An 18,127-nucleotide genomic window follows, 5' to 3' on the forward strand; every position below is an offset into this window, starting at 1 on the left:
CGCCCTGCTGCCGGCCGTGCCCGCTCGATATCGTGGGCTCGACCGCGCCACCCGCGCGGCGTTCGAGGAGGAGCATCATGAGCAGCTACGCCGTCACCGATCCGACCACCGGCGAGACCGTCGCCGAGCATCCCGGGATCACCGACGCGGAGCTGCAGGACGCGATCGCGCGGGCCGAGGCCGCCTACCGCGGCTGGTCGCGCCGCACCACGGTCGCCGAGCGCGCCGCCCTCGTCGCCCGCGTCGCCGAGCTGCACGTGGAGCGCCGCGACGAGCTGGCCCGCATCATCGTGCGCGAGATGGGGAAGCCCCTCGACCAGGCGCTCGGGGAGGTCGACTTCGCGGCCGACATCTACGGCTACTACGCGACGAACGCGGAGGTGTTCCTCGCCGACGAGCCCATCGCGCTGGCCGACGGCACCGGATCCGCGTTCGTGCGCCGCTCGGGCCTCGGCGTCCTCCTCGGGATCATGCCGTGGAACTTCCCGTACTACCAGGTGGCCCGGTTCGCGGGCCCCGCGATCGTCACCGGCAACGCGATCCTGCTGAAGCACGCGCCGCAGTGCCCGGAGTCGGCCGACGCCATCCAGCGCATCCTCAGCGACGCGGCAGCGGACGTCGACGCCGACCCGGGCGTCTACGTGAGCGTGCTCGCCGCGAACGAGCAGATCGAGGGCGTCATCGCCGACCCGCGCGTGCAGGGCGTCTCCGTCACCGGGTCCGAGCGCGCGGGCGCCGCCGTGGCCGAGATCGCGGGCCGCCACCTGAAGAAGGTCGTGCTGGAGCTCGGCGGATCCGACCCCTTCATCCTGCTGTCGACCGACGACCTCGACGCGGTCGTCGCCGACGCGGTGGCCGCGCGCCTCGACAACAACGGCCAGTCCTGCAACGGCGCCAAGCGCTTCCTCGTGATCGACCACCTCTACGACGACTTCGCCGCCCGCTTCACCGCGGAGCTCACGGCCGCGCAGCCCGCGGATCCGCTGGCCGACGGCACCCTGCTCGGCCCGCTCTCCTCGCGCGCCGCGACCGAGCGGCTCACCGAGCAGCTGGCCCGCGCGGTCGACCAGGGCGCGACCGTGCTCGCGAGCGGCGACCCCGTGGGGAACATGTTCCCGCCCGCGGTGCTCGCCGACGTGACGCCCGCGATGGAGGCCTACCGCGAGGAGTTCTTCGGGCCGGTCGCCGCGCTGTACCGCGTCTCCTCCGCGGAGGAGGCGGTGGAGCTCGCCAACGACACCCCGTTCGGCCTCGGCTCGTACGTGTACACGACCGATCCGGAGGAGGCCCTGCGGGTCGCCGACGGCATCGACGCGGGCATGGTCTGGGTCAACCTGGTGCTGGGCGACGCGGCCGAGCTGCCCTTCGGCGGCGTGAAGCGCTCCGGCTCCGGCCGTGAGCTCGGCCGGCACGCGGTCGACGAGTTCGCGAACCGGAAGCTGATCCGCATCGCCTGACACCGGCGTGGGCGGATCGGCCGCTCCCATCCGCCTCGTCGAATACCCTGCACGTGTGAAGGATCCACAGGGGTCGACCCTGCGCCCGAGGTCCCGCGCCTGGCTGCTCGGCTGGCTGAGCCTCGTCGGGCCGGTGGGCGTCGTCGCCTCCATCGCGCTCGGGCGGCTGCTCGGCGAGCCGCAGCTCTACGTCGGCGTGTTCCCGTCGTCGATGCTGTCGGTCGCCACCTGCGTCCTCGGCATCGTCGCCGTCCGGCGCGGGATGCGCGACGGGCGGCAGCACGCGGCGGAGCGCCCGCGCCTCATCGGGGGCGGCATCGCGATCGGCGTCGTCGGGATCCTCGCCTCCGGCGCAGTGGTGCTCGTGGCCGGCTCCCTGCTCCTGGCGCTCAGCCAGTACCGCTGGGCCTAGCCGCGGAGCGGGTTGTCGCCCGCCGGCACCTCGCGGAGCGGCCGACCGATCCCGGTGGCGCCGTCCCTCCTCCTGGCCCGTGTCCTCGTGTGACGCGGGCGCTCGCCACGGCGGGGGGAAGCCCGGCATCGTGGCGTCATGGTGAAGGTCACGACGGCGCCGATCGACGAGATCCGCGGCCAGCGCACGAGCATCAAGTGGACGCGGTTCCCCGCGGACGTGCTGCCCCTGTTCGTGGCCGAGATGGACTACGCGATCGCCGAGCCCGTCGTCGACGAGCTGGTGCGGCGGATCCGCGCCTCCGACGTCGGCTACCTCGACGGCCCCGGCCCGATCGCGCCCGCCTTCGCCCGGTTCGCCCGCGAGCGCTGGGGCTGGGTCGTCGACGAGAGCCGCGTGCGCATCGCCACCGACGTGAGCGTCGGCATCGTCGAGACCCTGCGGCTCGCGGTCCCGCGCGGCGGCCGCGTGGTCGTCACGCCGCCCGTGTACCCGCCGTTCTTCGAGCTGGTGGAGGAGGCGGGCGCGCGCGTCGAGGAGGTGCCGCTCCTCGTGTCCGACGGCCGCGCGTCCCTCGACCTCGCGGGCCTCGAGCGCGCGTTCGCCTCCGGGGTCGACGCGTTCCTCCTCTGCAACCCGCACAACCCGATGGGGCTCGTGCACGACGAGCGGACCCTCGCCGCCGTGGCCCGGCTGGCCGCCCGCCACGACGTGCTCGTGGTCAGCGACGAGGTGCACGCGCCGCTGACGCTGCCGGGCGCGGCCTTCACGCCGTTCGCGCCGCTGGCCGAGGCGCTCGGCGCCAGCTCCGTGTGCGTCACGTCGGCGAGCAAGGGCTGGAACCTCGCGGGCGCCAAGTGCTCGCTCGTCATCGCGGGGGATCCGCGCACGCACGACCTCCTCGGCGGCCTCGTCGAGGAGGTGGCCTGTCGAACGAGCATCCTCGGGCTGCACGCCAACGTCGTCGCCTTCTCCTGTACCGACTGGCTCGACGACGCCATCGCCCGGATCGTCGCGAACGACCTGCTCCTCGCCTCCCTCCTCGCCGAGCACCTGCCCGGCGTGGTGCACCCACCGCCCCGCCGCCGGCTACCTCGCCTGGCTCGACCTCCGCCCGCTCGGCCTCGGCGCCGACCCGACGGCCGTGATCCTCGACCGCGCGCGCGTCGCCCTCAACGCCGGCCACCTCTACGGCACCGGTGGCGCCGGGCATGCCCGCCTCAACCTCGCCTGCGACCCGGACGTGCTGCGCGAGGCCGTGCGGCGGATCGCGGCGCTCGCCGCGTCCGGACCGGCGCCCGCGCCCGGATCCCGATCCGGATCCGCGCCCGCCGTCGCTCCGTCCACCACCGCCGGCGCCGACCTCCGCGCCACCGCCCGCGCCTCCGCCGTGCCCGACCACCGCGCCGCCCCCGCCCTCCGCGCCCACACCGCCATCCACCGAGGAGTCCCCGCATGACCGACCGCATCCTGACCACGCACGCCGGCAGCCTCCCGCGCACGCCCGAGCTGACCCGGCTGCTCGTCGCCCGCGACCAGCGGCGCGCGTTCGACTCGGACGAGCTGGCCGAGGTCACCGCGTCCGCGGTCGCCGACACCGTGCGGCGGCAGCTGGAGACCGGCCTCGACATCGTGAACGACGGCGAGGTGCCGCGCGTCGGCTTCTCGACCTACGTGCTCGAGCGCATCGACGGGTTCGGCGGCGCCGGCCACCGGAAGCCCACGCTCGACTCGATCAGGTTCCCCGACTACGCCGCGTTCCAGGCGCGGCAGATCGTGGAGGGGGCGGACGTGGCGCGCGTCCGGGACCCGCCGGTCGCGGAGGGCCTCCTCGAGTACGACCCGACGCTCGCCGGGATCACGGAGGACCTCGACGGCTTCGCGCGCGAGCTCGCCGTGCAGGCGGATCGCGGCCTCGCCCCCGCGGGCACCTTCTTCTCAGCCGCGACCCCGGGCATCGTCTCGACGACCCTCCTGCTCGACGCCGCCAACCCGCACTACGGCGACGACCGCGCCTACGTGTTCGCGCTCGCCGACCAGCTCAAGACCGAGTACGACGCCATCGTCGCGCGCGGGCACACCCTGCAGCTCGACGCGCCCGACCTCGCGATGGAGCGGGTCATCCAGTTCGGCGACGCCACCCTCGAGGAGTTCCTCGCGGCCGTCGACCTGCACGTGGACGCGCTCAACCACGCGATCCGCGACATCCCGCGCGAGAGGGTGCGCCTGCACGTGTGCTGGGGCAACTGGCAGGGCCCGCACCAGGACGACGTGCCCGTCGACGTGCTGCTCCCGCACCTGTACCGGGCCCGCGTCGGCGCGTTCAGCATCCCGCTCGGTAATCCCGCGCACCAGCACGAGGCGCCCGCCTTCCGCGACCACCCGCTGCCCGAGGGCGCCGTCCTCATCCCGGGGGTCGTGGACGTGACCACCAACTACCTGGAGCACCCGCAGGTGATCGCGAACCGGATCCTCGACGTCGTCGACGCGGTCGGCGACCCCGCCCGGGTCATCGCCGGCACCGACTGCGGCCTCTCCACGTTCGCGAGCTACGAGTTCGTCGCGACCGACGTCGCGTGGGCGAAGCTCGGGGCGCTCGTCGAGGGCGCGGCCATCGCCTCGCGTCGGGTGTTCGGCGCATGAGCGTCGTCGAGGGGATCCGCGCGGCCGCGTCCGATGCGCCCGCGCCCGCGCCCGACGCCCCCGCGCCCGCGGACGGCGCCCGGGTCGGCGGGGTCCCGGCCACGGCCGGCTTCACCACGCGGCAGATCCACGCCGGCGCCGCCGTCGACGCCGAGCACGGCGCCCGCGTCTCGCCCGTGCACCTCACCGCGGGCTTCGTCTTCGACAGCTTCGCGGAGGCCCGCGACCGCTTCGCCGGGGCCGACGAGGGCTACCTGTACACGCGGAACGGCAACCCCACCACCGACGAGGTCGAGAAGCGGCTCGCCGAGCTCGAGGGCGGCACCGAGGCGATCCTCCTCGCGAGCGGGCAGGCCGCGACCACCACCGCGCTGCTCGCGATCCTGCAGGCCGGCGACCGGATCCTCTCCTCGAGCAGCATCTACGAGGGCAACCGCGGCCTCTTCCGCCAGAACCTCGGCCGGCTCGGCATCGGGGTCGACTTCGTGGACGACCACCGCGACCTCGACGAGTGGGCCCGCCGGATCACGCCCTCGACGCGCGTGCTGTTCGGCGAGCCCATCCCGAACCCGAAGAACGACCTGCTCGACCTCGCCGGCATCGCGGACGTCGCGCACCGGCACGGCCTGCCGTTCGTGGTCGACGACACGCTCGCGACCCCGTACCTGCTCCGCCCGATCGAGCACGGCGCCGACGTGGTGGTGCACTCCACGAGCAAGTTCCTCGCGGGCCACGGATCGGTGCTCGGCGGCGTGGTCGTCGACGGCGGCACCTTCGACTGGGCCGCGCGGCCGGAGCTCTTCCCGCACCTGACCCAGCCCGAGCGCTCCTTCGGCGGCGCCAGCTGGGCCGACCGCCACGGCCGCGGTGCCTTCGTCGCGTACGCCCGCGAGATCGTCGCGTCCCGGTTCGGCCCGACGCCCGCGCCGTTCAGCTCGTTCCTCCTGCGGCAGGGCATCGAGACCCTGTCGCTGCGCGTCGAGCGGCACTCGGCGAACGCGCTCGCGGTGGCGCGCTTCCTGGAGGGGCGGCCGGAGGTGTCGTCGGTCGACTACGCGGGGCTCCCGTCGAGCCGGTCCCACGAGCTGGCGCTGCGGTACCTGCCCGACGGGCAGGGATCCGTGTTCTCGTTCACGCTCGCGGGCGGCGAGCCGGCGGCCGAGGCGTTCACCGACGCGGTGCGGCTCTTCAGCCGCATGACCCACCTCGGCGACGTGCGCTCGCTCGTGCTGCACCCGGCGTCGACCACGCACGCGGGCCGCACCCCCGAGGAGCGGGACGCCGCGGGGATCTGGCCGGGGCTGTCTCCGCGTCTCCATCGGGATCGAGGACATCGCCGACATCCTCCGCGACCTCGAGCGCGGCCTCGACGCCGTGCGCGCCCTGCCGGCGACCGGATCCTGACGGTGGCCCGCCGCCAGCACCTCGGCTGGTTCCTCTCCCGGGGCTTCGGCCCGCAGGGCTGGGGCCACCCGTACCGGGAGTGGAACCGCGACTGGACCCGCCCCGACCTCTACCAGCAGTCCGCCCGCGAGCTCGAGCAGGCGGGCTTCGAGCTCATCGTCATGGAGGACGCCGTCTCCCTCGGCTCGCCCGAGACCCTCGACCTCCGCGTGCGCGGCGCGTACGGCGGCCCCAAGCACGACCCGCTGCTCCTCGCGCCGTGGCTGTTCGCCGCCACCTCGCGGATCGGCCTGGTGCCGACGGTCAACGCCGGGATCACGCCGCCGTACCTCGCCGCCCGGCAGGCGCAGACGCTGCAGCACCTGAGCGCGGGCCGGTTCGGGATCAACCTGGTCACCGACGTCGGCAGCGCCCGGCACGTGGGCCTCGATCCGCTCTCGCACGACGGCGCCTACGACCGCGCCGACGAGTGGATGGAGGTGGTCCGCCGCCTCTGGCACAGCTGGGACGGCGGCGCCCTCGTCGAGGATCCCGCCTCCGGTCGCTTCGCCGACGGTGCCCTGCTCGACGCGTTCCAGCACCGCGGCGAGCACTTCTCCGTCGACGGCCCGCTCAACGCCGTGCCGTCCGCGTACGGCGACCCGGTGATCGTCTCGCCCGGCGGATCCCCGCGCGGCCTGTCCTTCGCGGGCACGCAGTCCGACGTCCAGCTCGGCCTGGCGCCGCTCGAGCCGGCCGCGCTCCTCGCCTACCGTGCGAAGGTGCTGGACGCGGCGGCCCGGCAGGGGCGCGGACCAGGACGGCATCCGGATCCTCTTCGTCGTGAAGCCCGAGATCGTGTCGAGCGAGGAGGAGGCGCGCCGGGTCGTCGACGCGTCGCGCCACCCCTCCGACGACGTGCTCCGGGCCATCGCGCTCGGCTGGTCGAGCGACCTCGAGACCGACCTCACGGGCCTCGACCTCGACCGGCCCGTCGACCGCGGCGTCTTCGGCGAGCACGTCTCGCACGGCACCATCGCCGGGCTCTACGGCGGCACCGAGGATGCGCCGCTCCGGGAGCTGCTCACCCGGAAGGCGCGCAAGGGCCTCGTCGCGGAGCGGTCCGGGTTCGTCGGCACGGCGGAGCGGTTCGCGGACTTCGTCGAGCAGCTGGGCGACGACGCCGACAACGACGGCCTGCTGCTCTCCGGCGACCTGCATCCCGTGACGCTGCACCGGATGCTCGACGAGCTCGTGCCCGTGCTCCGCCGCCGCGGGATCCTCCGCGACGAGCTGGCCGCGGGCGGGCTGAGGGCGAACCTGTTCGACTGATCCCTGAGGCGGACATCGTCCCGCCCGGGTCAGGCCGCGCCGGTGCCCGCGATGTCGCGCAGTCGGCGGCGCACCGCCGCGTAGGAGGCGACGAGGGTCGCGTCGAGGCCGGCGGCCCGCGCATCCGCCCACTCGTCGAAGGCCGTGCGCACCGCGACGCCCGCGAGCTCGGTGACCAGGCGCGCCTCCTGGGCCGTGATGCGCCCGTCGAACGCGGTCGTCATGCGCTCGGCCAGCTCCCACGAGCGCGTCGCGTCGAGGGAGACCGCGGCGGAGCGCAGCTGCGGCTCGTCGGCCATGAGGCGCCGCACGCGCAGCTGCTGCTGCGCGAGGGCGGCCAGCTCGCCGTCGAGGGAGGCCAGGACGCGCTCGTAGACGCGCTCGAGCTGGGGGAGCGGCGCGGATCCGCGGTCGACGTCGGCGAGCCAGGCGTCGATGGGCGGGTCGAACGCGGGGTGGAGCGTGAGGACCGACTCCTCCTTGCTCGGGAAGTAGCGGAAGCAGGTGCGGTCGGAGACGCCCGCGGCCTGGGCGATGTCGTGGATGGTCGTGGCGGCCATGCCGCGCTCCTCGAAGAGCGCGAGCGCGGCCTCGCTGATCTCGGTGGTGGTCGCCATGCGCCGCCGCTCGCGGAGGCCGGCGCCCGCGCCCGCGCCCACCGGCGCCAGGGCCTCGCCGGGGTCCGTGCTCGTGCCCACCGCGCTCATCCCGTCACCGCCGTCCGCTCGCGTGCAGCGTCCGGCCGCATCTGTCGTCGACGCCGATTGTGTCATAGACTGCCACTCGGTCCCAGTCTGACATCCGGACCTCCCCGGCCTCGCACCGTCGCGCGCGCCCCGCCATCCACTCCCGGAGAACGCATCCCATGAGCACGCCGCCCACCGCCGACACCGCACGCGACGAGACCCTGCCCCCCGCCGGGCACGCGGAGGCCGACCGCGCCGCGACCGCCGGCCCCGCGACCGCGGGCGCCGCGACCGCCGGCGGCACCGCCCGCCCCGCGACCGGCGACGACGAGCGCCTGCCCGCCGGCGCCCCGCTCGTCATCGGACTGCTGGTCGTCGCCGCCTTCGTCGTGATCCTCAACGAGACGATCATGAGCGTCGCGCTGCCGAGCCTCATGGTCGACCTCGACATCACCACGGCCACCGCGCAGTGGCTCACCACCGGCTTCATGCTCACCATGGCCGTCGTGATCCCGGCCACCGGCTTCATCCTGCAGCGCTTCTCCACCCGCCAGGTGTTCGGCGCCGCCATGACGCTGTTCTCGCTCGGCACGCTGGTCGCGGCGATCGCGCCCGGGTTCGGCGTGCTGCTCATCGGCCGCGTGGTGCAGGCCAGCGGCACGGCCATCATGATGCCGCTGCTGTTCACGACCGTCCTCAACCTGGTGCCCGCCGCGCGCCGCGGCCGCCTCATGGGCGTCATCTCCATCGTCATCGCGGTGGCCCCCGCCATCGGCCCGACGGTCTCCGGCCTCATCCTCAGCGCGCTGTCGTGGCGCTGGATGTTCCTCATCGTGCTGCCGATCGCGCTCATCGCGCTGGCGCTCGGGCTGTGGAAGATCACGAACCTGACCACGCCGCGGAAGCTCCCCTTCGACGTCCTCTCCGTGGTGCTCTCCACGCTCGCGTTCGGCGGCCTCATCTACGGCCTCAGCAGCCTCGGCGAGTCGGCGGAGGGCGAGGCGCCCCTGCCGCTGTGGATCCCGATCACGGTCGGCGTGCTCGCGCTCGCCGCGTTCATCGCGCGCCAGATCGGCCTGCAGCGCGAGGACCGCGCCCTCATGGACCTCCGCACCTTCCGCAGCCGCTCGTTCGTGGTGGCCGTGATCATGGTGAGCGTCAGCATGATGGCGCTGTTCGGCAGCCTCATCGTCCTGCCGCTCTACCTGCAGAACGTGCTGGAGCTCGGCACGCTCGAGACGGGCCTTCTCCTGCTCCCCGGCGGCGCGCTCATGGCGGTGCTGTCGCCCATCGTCGGCCGCCTCTTCGACCGCGTCGGCCCGCGCCCGCTCGTGATCCCCGGCGCCATCGTCGTCTCCATCGCCCTGTGGGGCATGACCGCGATGCTGCACGAGGGCACCTCGGTCGGCTGGGTCATCGCGGTGCACCTGGTGCTGAACGCCGGCCTCGCCTTCATGTTCACGCCGCTGCTCACCTCGGCCCTCGGATCCCTGCCCCCGCGCCTCTACTCGCATGGCAGCGCCACCGTCTCGACGATGCAGCAGCTCGCCGGCGCCGCGGGCACCGCGCTGTTCGTCACGGTCCTCACGACCACCACGGTCGGCGGCGTCGCCGACGGCCTGTCCGAGGTGTCCGCGACCGCGGCGGGCGTGCAGGCGGCATTCATGATCGGCGGATTCATCTCGCTCGCCGCGATCGTCGCCTCGTTCTTCGTGCGCCGCCCGGCGGAGCCGCTGCCCGAGGGCATCGCCGCGCACTAGCGCGTCCGGCCCGGCGCATCCGCCCGGCGCGGCGATGCCCTCAGTCCAGGACGCCGAGCCCGGCGGCACCGCCGCCTTCGTGCCGCCGCGCCAGCGCGCGATCGACTGCTCCACGTACTCGCCCACGAGCGCCGGCAGGTCGAGGCTCGGGTTGTGGATCCACTGGATCTCGAGCCCGTCGAGGATCGCGAGGAAGCAGGCGGCCTCGTAGTCGAGGGTCGCGTCGTCCATCGGCGGCACCTGCTCCAGGGCGACGGCCTCGGCGATGCGGCCCCGGATCTGCGCGATGGTCCGCGCGTACCGGGAGCGCATGTACACGTGCGCGGGATGGGTCGCGTCGCTCGTCTCGGTGGCGAAGGTCAGGTACAGCTCGAGGAAGCCGCGGTGCTCCACGTGGTACCGCATGAGGTCGACGAAGGCGCGGAGCGCGGGGAGGCCCGGCGCCGCCTCCGACACGAACGGCTGCTGCCGGTCCCACTGCCGCAGCACCTCGGTCAGCAGCTCCTCCTTGCGGAAGTAGCGGAGCACGGCCGCGGGGGAGACGCCGACCTCGTCGGCGATCTCCTTGATCGTGGCCGCGCCGTAGCCGCGGACGCCGAACACGCGGACGGCCGCGGCGACGATCTCCGCACGGCGTCGGACGCCCGTCGAGTAGAGCCCGCGGGACGCCATCCCGGCCGCAGCGGCCGGATCCGTGGCCGCGCTCTCATCCGCATCAGCATGCGGAAAGTTTTCCGTCGCGCCGTCAGATCCCCGGCGTTGCGGGGCGGCGCTCGTCGACTTGGTCACGATGTAGATCCTCCCCCTTGTGCCTCCGTGGACCCGGACGTACAGTGACGCAACCGTAAACGACGAGTCAGTTTTCGCCGTGCGGATCATTGCTAGGGACGAGGGCGTCGTGGGCGAAGAGGTGTTCGGTGTGGGCCTTGTCGGGGCCGGACCGGTAGGGCAGGCCATCCACCTGCCGACGTTGGCGCGCATGGCCGACCGGTTCCGGGTCGTCCACGTGATGGACGTCGACGCGGAGGTGGCCGAGCGGGTCGCGGCACGGGCGGGGGCCCGGCACACGACCGACGCGGACGCGCTGATCGCCGACCCGGCCGTCGCCGTGGTGGTCATCGGCAGCCCGAACCGCTTCCACGCCGAGCAGGTCATCGCCGCGTGCCGCGCGGGCAAGCGCGCCGTGCTCTGCGAGAAGCCGCTCGCCGTGTCCGCCGAGGAGGGCCGGGCCATCGCCGCCGCGTCCGCCGAGCACGGGGTGCCCGTCATCGTGGGGACGATGCACGCGTTCGACCCCGCGTGGATCGCCGCGGTCGACGCCTGGGACTCCTCGGGGGAGGCGCCGCACACCGTGCGGATCTCGGCCGTCATCCCGCCGAACCCCGACTCGGAGGACTCCGCCACGGAGATCGTCGGCCGGCCCGCGCCCCGCGCGGCGGGCGAGCCCGATCGGGAGGCGCAGGCCCTCGCAGTCAGCGGCGGCGTGCTCGGCCTCGCCATCCACGACCTGCCCCTCGCGCGCCGGCTGCTGCCCGCCGCGGCGCCGCGCGTGGTCAGCGCCCGCGCCCTGAAGCCGTGGGGCTACGAGATCGTCGCCATGGTGGGCGAGAGCGTGCTCGAGGTGCACGGCATCGGCGGGGCGTCGTGGGATCCCGAGTGGACGCTCGACGCCGTCGCCCGCGACCGCTCGCTCCACGTCGACTTCTCCCTCTCCTACGTGCACGCCGGATCCAGCACCGCCGCCCTCACCGACGCCCGCAGCACCACCGCCTGGGGCCCGTTCCCGGACAACGGCTACGTGGGCGAGTGGGAGCACGTGCACGACGTGATCACGGGCGCGGCCGATCCCGTACCCATGGACGTCCAGCTCTCCGACCTCGACCTCGCGACCGACATCGCGGAGCAGAGCGCCGCCATCATCCGCGCCGGCGGGGGGCTCGCCTCGGCGGACGCCGGATCCGCGCGCCACGCGTCCCGGACGGAGGTCGCGGCATGAGCGCCCTCACCCTCCGCATCGACCCTGCTGCGTCGGCCACCCACGCGCACGCGGCCGTCGCGACCCTCGCCTCCCTGCCCGAGTCCTTCCGGCGCACCGACGACGCGGGCGACGTGGTCGTGGTCGCCGGCGGCGACGGCTGGGCCGCCCGCGCTACCTCGGCCGCTCGCGCCGGGGCCCGTGCCCTCCTCGTGCTCGACCCCGTCCCCGCCGCCGACTCCGAGCTGGCCGAGCTCGCCGCGGCGGGCGTCCCCGTGGTCCTCGACGTGCCGTGGCGGCATGACGAGGCGGTCCGCCGGGTGGCGCCGCGCATCCACCGCCTCGCCGCGCCCGGCGCCCTGCTCGAGGCGCGCGCGACCGTCGCGGACCCGGGCGACCTCCCCGGCGCCGCCCGGGCGCTCGCGCTCACCGCGCAGACGCTCGTCGGCTCGCCGCTCGCGGAGCTCGCGCCCCTCGCCGAGACGCCCGACCACCTCATGCTCACGGGCACGACGGAGACGGGCGTGCACGTCATCGTGAGCGCCCTCGTCACGGCGCACGCCCACGCGTGCGCCACCTTCCGCCTCATCGTCGGCGACCGGGCCGCGCACGTGGCCCTGCCGGCGCCGGGCACCGCCGCCCCGGGCCGGTCGAGCGTCACCGACGCCGCCGGCCGCGAGGACCTCCCCGTCGTCTTCGAGTCCGGCCACCGCACCGCGATGCGCCTCGCCCGCGACGCCGCCCACGGCCGCTGCGTCCCCGACGACGTGGCCGACCTCCGCTCGCTCCTCGCCGCAGCCCCCGCGCTGGCCGGCGAGCGCCCGAGCTGATCCACGAACCCAACCCCTCCACCACACATCAGGCACCACAACATGCAACGGAGCACGAAATGCCACAGCAGTCATCCAGCGCCTTCGGCAACGGACTCACCCGTCGATCCCTCCTGAGCGCGGGCGTCGGCGCCGCGGCCGTCGGCCTCCTCGCCGCCTGCAGCGGCGGCGGAGGCGGCGCGAGCGGCGCCGCCGCGCCCCTGAAGTTCTGGAACATGCCCTGGGGCGCGCCCGCCTTCCTCACGGAGGACAAGGCGATCTCCGCGGCGTACAAGCCGGCGAGCGGCATGGGCGCCGTCAGCTACCAGCAGGTCCAGTGGGCGAACTTCACCCAGACGTTCTCCACGGCCGTCGCGGCCAACAACGGCCCCGCCGTGAGCTCCGGAGGCGGGACGACGGCGTTCCTCTTCGAGTCGCAGGGCAAGATCGCGTACGCCGACGACCTCATCGAGTCGTGGAAGAAGAGCGGGCTGTACGACGACTTCCTCCCGGGCCTCGTCGACACCCTGAAGACGGACAACGGCTACGCCGCCGTCCCGTACAACCTCGACATGCGCATGTACTGGTACCGCAAGGACCTCCTCGAGAAGGCCGGCGTCGAGGCGCCCACCGACTGGGACTCCTACGAGGCCGCGTGCGCGGGGCTGAAGAAGATCGGCGTCTACGGCTACGGCACCCGCTCGGGCGCCGGCGCCTTCACCGGCTTCCACCAGATCGTGGCCCACATGATCAACAACGGCGGCGGCCTCTTCGACGGCGACCAGAACCCGGACGTGGTGACGGACAAGAACATCGAGGCCGTCGAGTGGGTGCTCGGCATGGTCAAGAACGGCTACGTCGACCCCCGCAGCGCCACGTACACGTCCGACAACGCGTACCAGCAGATGGATGCCGGCACGTTCGGCATGCTCTGGGACGGCGCGGGCGCCACGGCGAACGTCAGCCCGGAGACCGCGGCCAACATGGTGGTCGGCGACCCGCTCGTGGGCCCCGGCGGCGAGAAGGGCGCGCTCTACTTCCCGAACAACATCATGATGTACAAGTCCACGCCCAGCCAGGAGAACAGCGAGGCGTTCCTCACCTACTACTACGAGAACATGAAGACGCTGTGGACCAAGCAGACCGGCATCGGCCTGCCGCCGCTGAAGTCCATCGCCGAGGAGGCGTACGCGGACGACGCGAACACCACGAAGATCCTCAACGACTGGCAGCCGATCTCGAAGACGTGGGGCGCCCCGGGCTCCAACACGGTCTTCCAGAACGTGACCAAGGTCGACGGCACCCAGCCGACCATCTCCTTCGCGCAGGCCGTCCTCGGCGGCACCGTCACCGCGAAGGGCGCCCTCGAGACGCTGCAGAAGGAGCTGGAGGCGGGCGCCTGATGCGCGCGCGTCCGGAGTCCCTGACATGGACGGGGTGAGCTGATGGCGCTCGACACGAGGGTCGTCGACAAGATCGGGCAGGCGCGCCGCGGCGTCGGCGTGGCCGGCTCCGGCCGGCCGCCCGGCGCGCCCCGGAAGGGGCGCGGCAAGACGCCGCTCGGGCGGGCCGGCAAGACGCTGGCGCTGTTCGCGCTGCCGTCGCTGATCCTGCTGGTGCTGCTCAACGTCTACCCGGTCGTCTACTCGTTCCTGCAGTCCCTGCAGCAGGGCACGCCGTCGACGCTCCCGTGGGAGACGCCGTTCGTCGGCCTGCAGAACTACACGAACGTCTTGACCTCCGAGTCGTTCCGCAACGCGACCACGTTCACGATCGTCTTCACGGTCACGGGCGTGTTCGGGTCCTGGCTCGTGGGGCTCGCCCTCGCGCTGCTGCTCCGCACCCGGATCCCGGCCAACGGGCTCTTCAAGGTGCTGCTGCTCCTGCCGTGGATCGTCCCGGTGGTCGTCTCGTCGACCTCCTGGAACTGGCTGGTGGCGACGCCGCAGAGCCCGGTGCCGATCATGCTGGAGACGCTCGGGATCCCCGACGCGAACTTCCTCGGCGATCCCGTCCTGGCGCAGGTGGTGGTCTGCGTATTCAAGGTCTGGATCAGCTTCCCGTTCATGCTGATGATGATGTCCTCGGCCCTCGCGTCGGTGGACACCAACGTCTACGAGGCGGCGAAGATGGACGGCGCGAACGCCTGGCAGGCGTTCCGCGGCGTCACGCTGCCGATCATCTCGCGGACCACCTACATCAGCTGGGTGCTGATGACGATCTTCTGCGTCAACGACTTCCCGACGATCTTCCTGCTCACGCAGGGCGGTCCCGTGAACGCGACGACGTCGCTCATCGTGCTGGCGTACCAGCAGGCGTTCCAGAACCTGCAGACCGGGCCGGCGACGGCGGTGGCGTTCATGATGACCGCCGTGCTCGTCATCGTCTCGACGCTCCTGTACCGGCAGATCAAGAAGGCGGACATCGAATGAGCCAGGCACTCGCGGTCGGCGGAGCCACCTCGGCGACCGTCGGCGACATCAAGCGCGGCGACACCAAGCGGACGTCGGCGAAGGAGCGGGAGCAGAAGGGCCAGTGGTGGCGCTTCCTGTTCATCGCGATCATCACCCTGATCGTGATCACGCCCATCCTCGCGGTCCTGTTCCTCTCCACCCAGCCGGGCCAGAACTCGACGGCGACCGGCTTCACGCTGGAGAACTTCGAGCGCGTGCTGGGCGGCACCGACGTGATGATCTGGCTCGGCAACAGCCTGCTCGTCGCGCTCGTGACCGTCGTGGTCTCGGTCGTCATCGCCGCTCCCGCCGGGTACGTGCTGAGCCGCTCGCGGTCCAAGCTCGTGTCCGGGTACTCGCTCGTGCTGTTCGTGGTGCAGGCCCTGCCGGTGGTGACGGCGGCGATCCCGCTGTTCATCACCTTCTCGGCCATGGGCCTCATCAACACGCTGCAGGGCGTGGCGATCATCTACATCGGGTCGACCATGTCGGTCGCGATCTGGATGATGGCGGCGTACATCGACTCCATCCCGATCACCCTGGAGGAGGCGGCCTGGATGGACGGCGCGAGCGTGTTCAGCGGCTTCGTCCACGTGGTGCTGCGGAACTCGCTGCCCGGCATCCTGTCCACCGCGATCTTCTCGTTCCTTCTGGCCTGGAACGACTACCTGATCGCGCTCCTGTTCCTGCAGGACTTCACGAAGTACACCCTCCCCATCGGCCTCAACACGTTCTTCCAGCAGAACGCGGCCGACTGGGGCTCGGTGATGGCGGTCGCGGTCATCATGATGCTGCCGCCCGTGCTGATCTTCGCCTTCCTGAACAAGTACTTCAGCGTCGGCGGGATCGGCGGCTCGCTCGCCGGCAGGTGATGCGCGCCGGGCGCAGGTGAGACCGCGCCCACGACGAGAGCCCGCCCTCGCGGATCCGATCCGGATCCCGGGGGCGGGCTCTCGTCATGCGCGGTGGCCGCCGCGGTCACACTCCGTCACGTCCCGACATGCACCCCTCCCGAGATGACAGGCTCCCGAGCACCCGGACAGGAGCACCACGTGACGATCACCGCACCCACGACCGCCGCCGCCGCGCGCCCGCTCCGTCCCGTCCCTCCCACGGAATGGCCGCTCATGACGGACGAGTTCGCGTTCAGCATCACCACCACCCCCTTCGACGAGGACTACACGCCGGCCGACAGCTCGCGGGTCACCACGAACTTCGCGAACCTGGCCCGGGGGGAGCGTCGCCGGGAGAACCTCCGCGACGCCCTGGCGATGATCGACGCCCGGTTCAACGGGCTCGCGCACGCCGCCGCCGACGCCGACGCCGGGGACCGGGACCGCTACACCGTGGGACTCGACATCGTCTCCGTGGGGCTGCGCTTCGCCGACGGGGGCGACGAGGACTTCCCGCTGCTGGAGATGCTGAAGACCCGCATCCTCGACCGCCGGACCGGTCGATGTCACCCGGGGATCCTGGGCAACAACCTCTCGTCCTACATCCGCGACCACGACTTCAGCGTGGTGCTGCCCGCCCTCGGCGGCTCGCCGGCCGGATCCGCCCTCCCCGACGACTTCGGCGCCCTGCACGGGGCCCTCTTCCGGCACTTCCGCGAGTCCGCCGCGTACGCGGAGCACTCGGCGACGCCGCCCGTCGTCTGCATCAGCGTGTCGACGAGCAGGACGTACCGCCGGACGGGGCTGCACCACCCGGTCCTCGGCGTCGAGTACGCGCAGGACGAGCTCTCGCTGACCGACCGCTACTTCGCGAGGATGGGCCTGCGGGCCCGCTTCTTCATGCCGGCCGGCAGCGCGGCGCCCCTCGCCTTCTACACCTGCGGCGATCTGCTGCGCGACCACTCCGACCTGCAGCTCATCGGCACCATCAGCACGATGGAGACGTTCCAGCGGATCTACCGGCCCGAGATCTACGGCGCGCGGACGGCCGCCGCCGACGTCTACCGCCGGACCTGACGGCCGAGGACCACGTGCGTCCCCTCATCGCCTACGACCGCGAGGAGCGGGGGCGGCTCGCGGTCGAGCAGGGCAGGTACGCGGAGGAGCACCTCATGGCGCCGCACGGGGACCGGCTGCGGCGATGGGCCGCCGCGCGCGTCGGGGCAGCCCGATGACCGACCGCGCATCCCGGGGGACGCCCCGGCTCCTGCCCACCTCGCCCGTCGGCAGCCTGCCCAAGCCGTCGTGGCTCGCGCAGCCGGAGACCCTGTGGTCCCCGTGGCGGCTGGAGGGCGATGCCCTGGTCGAGGGGAAGCAGGACGCCCTGCGCGCCGCCGTCCACGAGCAGCACCAGCGCGGCATCGACGTCGTCAGCGACGGGGAGCAGACCCGCCAGCACTTCGTCACGACGTTCATCGAGGGCCTCTCCGGCGTCGACTTCGAGCGGCGGGAGACCGTGCGGATCCGCGACCGGTACGACGCCGAGCGTGCCGACCGTCGTCGGCGCCGTCGGCCTCGAGGAGCCGGTGTTCGCCGCCGACGCCCGGTTCCTGCGCGAGCAGACCGACCAGCCGATCAAGTGGGCGCTGCCCGGGCCGATGACCATGATCGACACCCTCGCCGACCGTCACTACGGGAGCCGGGAGGCTGGCGTGGGAGTTCGCGGCCATCCTCAACGAGGAGGCGAGGGCCCTCGAGGCGGCGGGGGTCGACGTGGTCCAGTTCGACGAGCCCGCCTTCAACGTGTTCTTCGACGACGTGCGGGACTGGGGCGTCGCCGCCCTGGAGCGGGCTGCCGAGGGGCTGCGCGTGGAGACCGCGGTGCACATCTGCTACGGCTACGGGATCACGGCGAACACCGACTGGAAGGCGACCCTCGGGTCGGAGTGGCGGCAGTACGAGGAGTCGTTCCCGCTCCTCGCCCGGTCCACGCTCGACATCGTCTCGCTGGAGTGCCGGAACTCGCACGTGCCGCTGGAGCTGCTCGAGCTCGTCCGCGGGAAGAAGGTCATGCTCGGCGCCATCGACGTGGCGAGCGCCGGGATCGAGACCCCGGAGGAGGTCGCCGACACTCTCCGCCGGGCCCTGCGGCACGTCGACGCGGAGCTGCTCATCCCGAGCACCAACTGCGGGATGGCCCCGTTGGCCCGGCCCGTCGCGCTGGGCAAGCTGAGCGCGCTGAGCGCGGGAGCGGCCCTCGTCCGCGAGGAGCTGGGGTCCTAGGCTGAGCGGCGCGTCCCGCACGCTGGAGTGCGCGGCGTCGA

Annotated in this window: 11 protein-coding genes and 5 pseudogenes; 14 read left to right on the forward strand and 2 right to left on the reverse strand. The window is 73.0% G+C overall.

Going from position 1 to position 18,127, the window contains the following annotated elements; all coding sequences use genetic code 11:
* Positions 1–77: 77 nt before the first annotated feature.
* From ACZ411_RS12445 to ACZ411_RS12465, 5 genes and pseudogenes are all read left to right on the forward strand, one after another.
* Entirely contained in the window at positions 78–1,457 is a 1,380-nt protein-coding gene (locus tag ACZ411_RS12445) for an aldehyde dehydrogenase family protein (RefSeq protein ID WP_464171000.1), read from the forward strand.
* A 55-nt stretch (positions 1,458–1,512) separates the two neighbouring features.
* Positions 1,513–1,869, forward strand: a complete 357-nt coding sequence (locus tag ACZ411_RS12450; protein ID WP_464171002.1) for a hypothetical protein — start codon at positions 1,513–1,515, stop codon at positions 1,867–1,869.
* A gap of 138 nt (positions 1,870–2,007) precedes the next feature.
* Entirely contained in the window at positions 2,008–4,512 is a 2,505-nt protein-coding gene (locus ACZ411_RS12455; RefSeq protein ID WP_464171004.1) for an aminotransferase class I/II-fold pyridoxal phosphate-dependent enzyme, read from the forward strand.
* A pseudogene (locus ACZ411_RS12460) lies at positions 4,509–5,916 on the forward strand (O-acetylhomoserine aminocarboxypropyltransferase/cysteine synthase family protein). Before ACZ411_RS12455 ends, ACZ411_RS12460 begins: the two are co-directional and overlap by 4 nt.
* A gap of 2 nt (positions 5,917–5,918) precedes the next feature.
* A pseudogene (locus ACZ411_RS12465) lies at positions 5,919–7,227 on the forward strand (LLM class flavin-dependent oxidoreductase).
* 29 nt (positions 7,228–7,256) lie between these two features.
* On the opposite strand, the gene ACZ411_RS12470 reads toward ACZ411_RS12465, so the two are convergent.
* Positions 7,257–8,000, reverse strand: a complete 744-nt coding sequence (locus ACZ411_RS12470) for a TetR/AcrR family transcriptional regulator (protein ID WP_464171006.1) — start codon at positions 7,998–8,000, stop codon at positions 7,257–7,259.
* A 92-nt stretch (positions 8,001–8,092) separates the two neighbouring features.
* On the opposite strand from ACZ411_RS12470, the gene ACZ411_RS12475 reads away from it, so the two are divergent.
* Both ACZ411_RS12475 and ACZ411_RS12480 read left to right on the forward strand, forming a co-directional pair.
* Positions 8,093–9,673, forward strand: coding sequence for an MDR family MFS transporter (locus ACZ411_RS12475; protein WP_464171008.1), 1,581 nt, complete (start codon positions 8,093–8,095; stop codon positions 9,671–9,673).
* Between the two features lie 34 nt (positions 9,674–9,707).
* On the forward strand, positions 9,708–9,884 hold the full coding sequence (locus tag ACZ411_RS12480; protein WP_464171010.1) for a hypothetical protein: 177 nt from the start codon (positions 9,708–9,710) through the stop codon (positions 9,882–9,884).
* 287 nt (positions 9,885–10,171) lie between these two features.
* On the opposite strand, the pseudogene ACZ411_RS12485 reads toward ACZ411_RS12480, so the two are convergent.
* A pseudogene (locus ACZ411_RS12485) lies at positions 10,172–10,654 on the reverse strand (helix-turn-helix domain-containing protein); the annotation flags it as partial.
* On the opposite strand from ACZ411_RS12485, the gene ACZ411_RS12490 reads away from it, so the two are divergent.
* The 7 genes and pseudogenes from ACZ411_RS12490 (at position 10,572) to ACZ411_RS12520 (ending at position 18,086) form a co-directional block, all read left to right on the forward strand.
* On the forward strand, positions 10,572–11,669 hold the full coding sequence (locus ACZ411_RS12490) for a Gfo/Idh/MocA family protein (protein ID WP_464171012.1): 1,098 nt from the start codon (positions 10,572–10,574) through the stop codon (positions 11,667–11,669). The pseudogene ACZ411_RS12485 and the gene ACZ411_RS12490 overlap by 83 nt on opposite strands.
* The gene (locus ACZ411_RS12495) at positions 11,666–12,478 is read left to right on the forward strand and encodes a hypothetical protein (RefSeq protein WP_104344329.1); all 813 of its coding nucleotides are present in this window, start codon (positions 11,666–11,668) and stop codon (positions 12,476–12,478) included. Before ACZ411_RS12490 ends, ACZ411_RS12495 begins: the two co-directional genes overlap by 4 nt.
* Before the next feature lie 59 nt (positions 12,479–12,537).
* Positions 12,538–13,860: an extracellular solute-binding protein gene (locus tag ACZ411_RS12500; RefSeq protein WP_094114711.1), complete on the forward strand. Its 1,323-nt coding sequence runs from the start codon at positions 12,538–12,540 to the stop codon at positions 13,858–13,860.
* A 42-nt stretch (positions 13,861–13,902) separates the two neighbouring features.
* A complete protein-coding gene (locus ACZ411_RS12505) occupies positions 13,903–14,889 on the forward strand; it encodes a carbohydrate ABC transporter permease (RefSeq protein WP_094114712.1) in 987 nt (328 codons plus the stop codon).
* Positions 14,886–15,782, forward strand: a complete 897-nt coding sequence (locus ACZ411_RS12510) for a carbohydrate ABC transporter permease (RefSeq protein ID WP_094114713.1) — start codon at positions 14,886–14,888, stop codon at positions 15,780–15,782. The genes ACZ411_RS12505 and ACZ411_RS12510 overlap by 4 nt, the downstream gene beginning before the upstream one ends.
* Positions 15,783–16,037: 255 nt before the next feature.
* Positions 16,038–17,038, forward strand: a pseudogene (locus tag ACZ411_RS12515) (putative oxygenase MesX).
* Positions 17,035–18,086, forward strand: a pseudogene (locus ACZ411_RS12520) (methionine synthase). The pseudogenes ACZ411_RS12515 and ACZ411_RS12520 overlap by 4 nt, the downstream one beginning before the upstream one ends.
* Positions 18,087–18,127 lie beyond the last annotated feature (41 nt).

The sequence above is a fragment of the Clavibacter sp. AC415 genome (genome assembly GCF_979252985.1).

Coding starts and splice junctions, on each gene's coding strand:
- ACZ411_RS12475 (WP_464171008.1), top strand. CDS start 8,093: ATGAGCACGCCGCCCACCGCCGACACCGCACGCGACGAGACCCTGCCC.
- ACZ411_RS12470 (WP_464171006.1), bottom strand. CDS start 8,000: ATGACACAATCGGCGTCGACGACAGATGCGGCCGGACGCTGCACGCGA.
- ACZ411_RS12495 (WP_104344329.1), top strand. CDS start 11,666: ATGAGCGCCCTCACCCTCCGCATCGACCCTGCTGCGTCGGCCACCCAC.
- ACZ411_RS12455 (WP_464171004.1), top strand. CDS start 2,008: ATGGTGAAGGTCACGACGGCGCCGATCGACGAGATCCGCGGCCAGCGC.
- ACZ411_RS12500 (WP_094114711.1), top strand. CDS start 12,538: ATGCCACAGCAGTCATCCAGCGCCTTCGGCAACGGACTCACCCGTCGA.
- ACZ411_RS12505 (WP_094114712.1), top strand. CDS start 13,903: ATGGCGCTCGACACGAGGGTCGTCGACAAGATCGGGCAGGCGCGCCGC.
- ACZ411_RS12510 (WP_094114713.1), top strand. CDS start 14,886: ATGAGCCAGGCACTCGCGGTCGGCGGAGCCACCTCGGCGACCGTCGGC.
- ACZ411_RS12445 (WP_464171000.1), top strand. CDS start 78: ATGAGCAGCTACGCCGTCACCGATCCGACCACCGGCGAGACCGTCGCC.
- ACZ411_RS12480 (WP_464171010.1), top strand. CDS start 9,708: ATGCCCTCAGTCCAGGACGCCGAGCCCGGCGGCACCGCCGCCTTCGTG.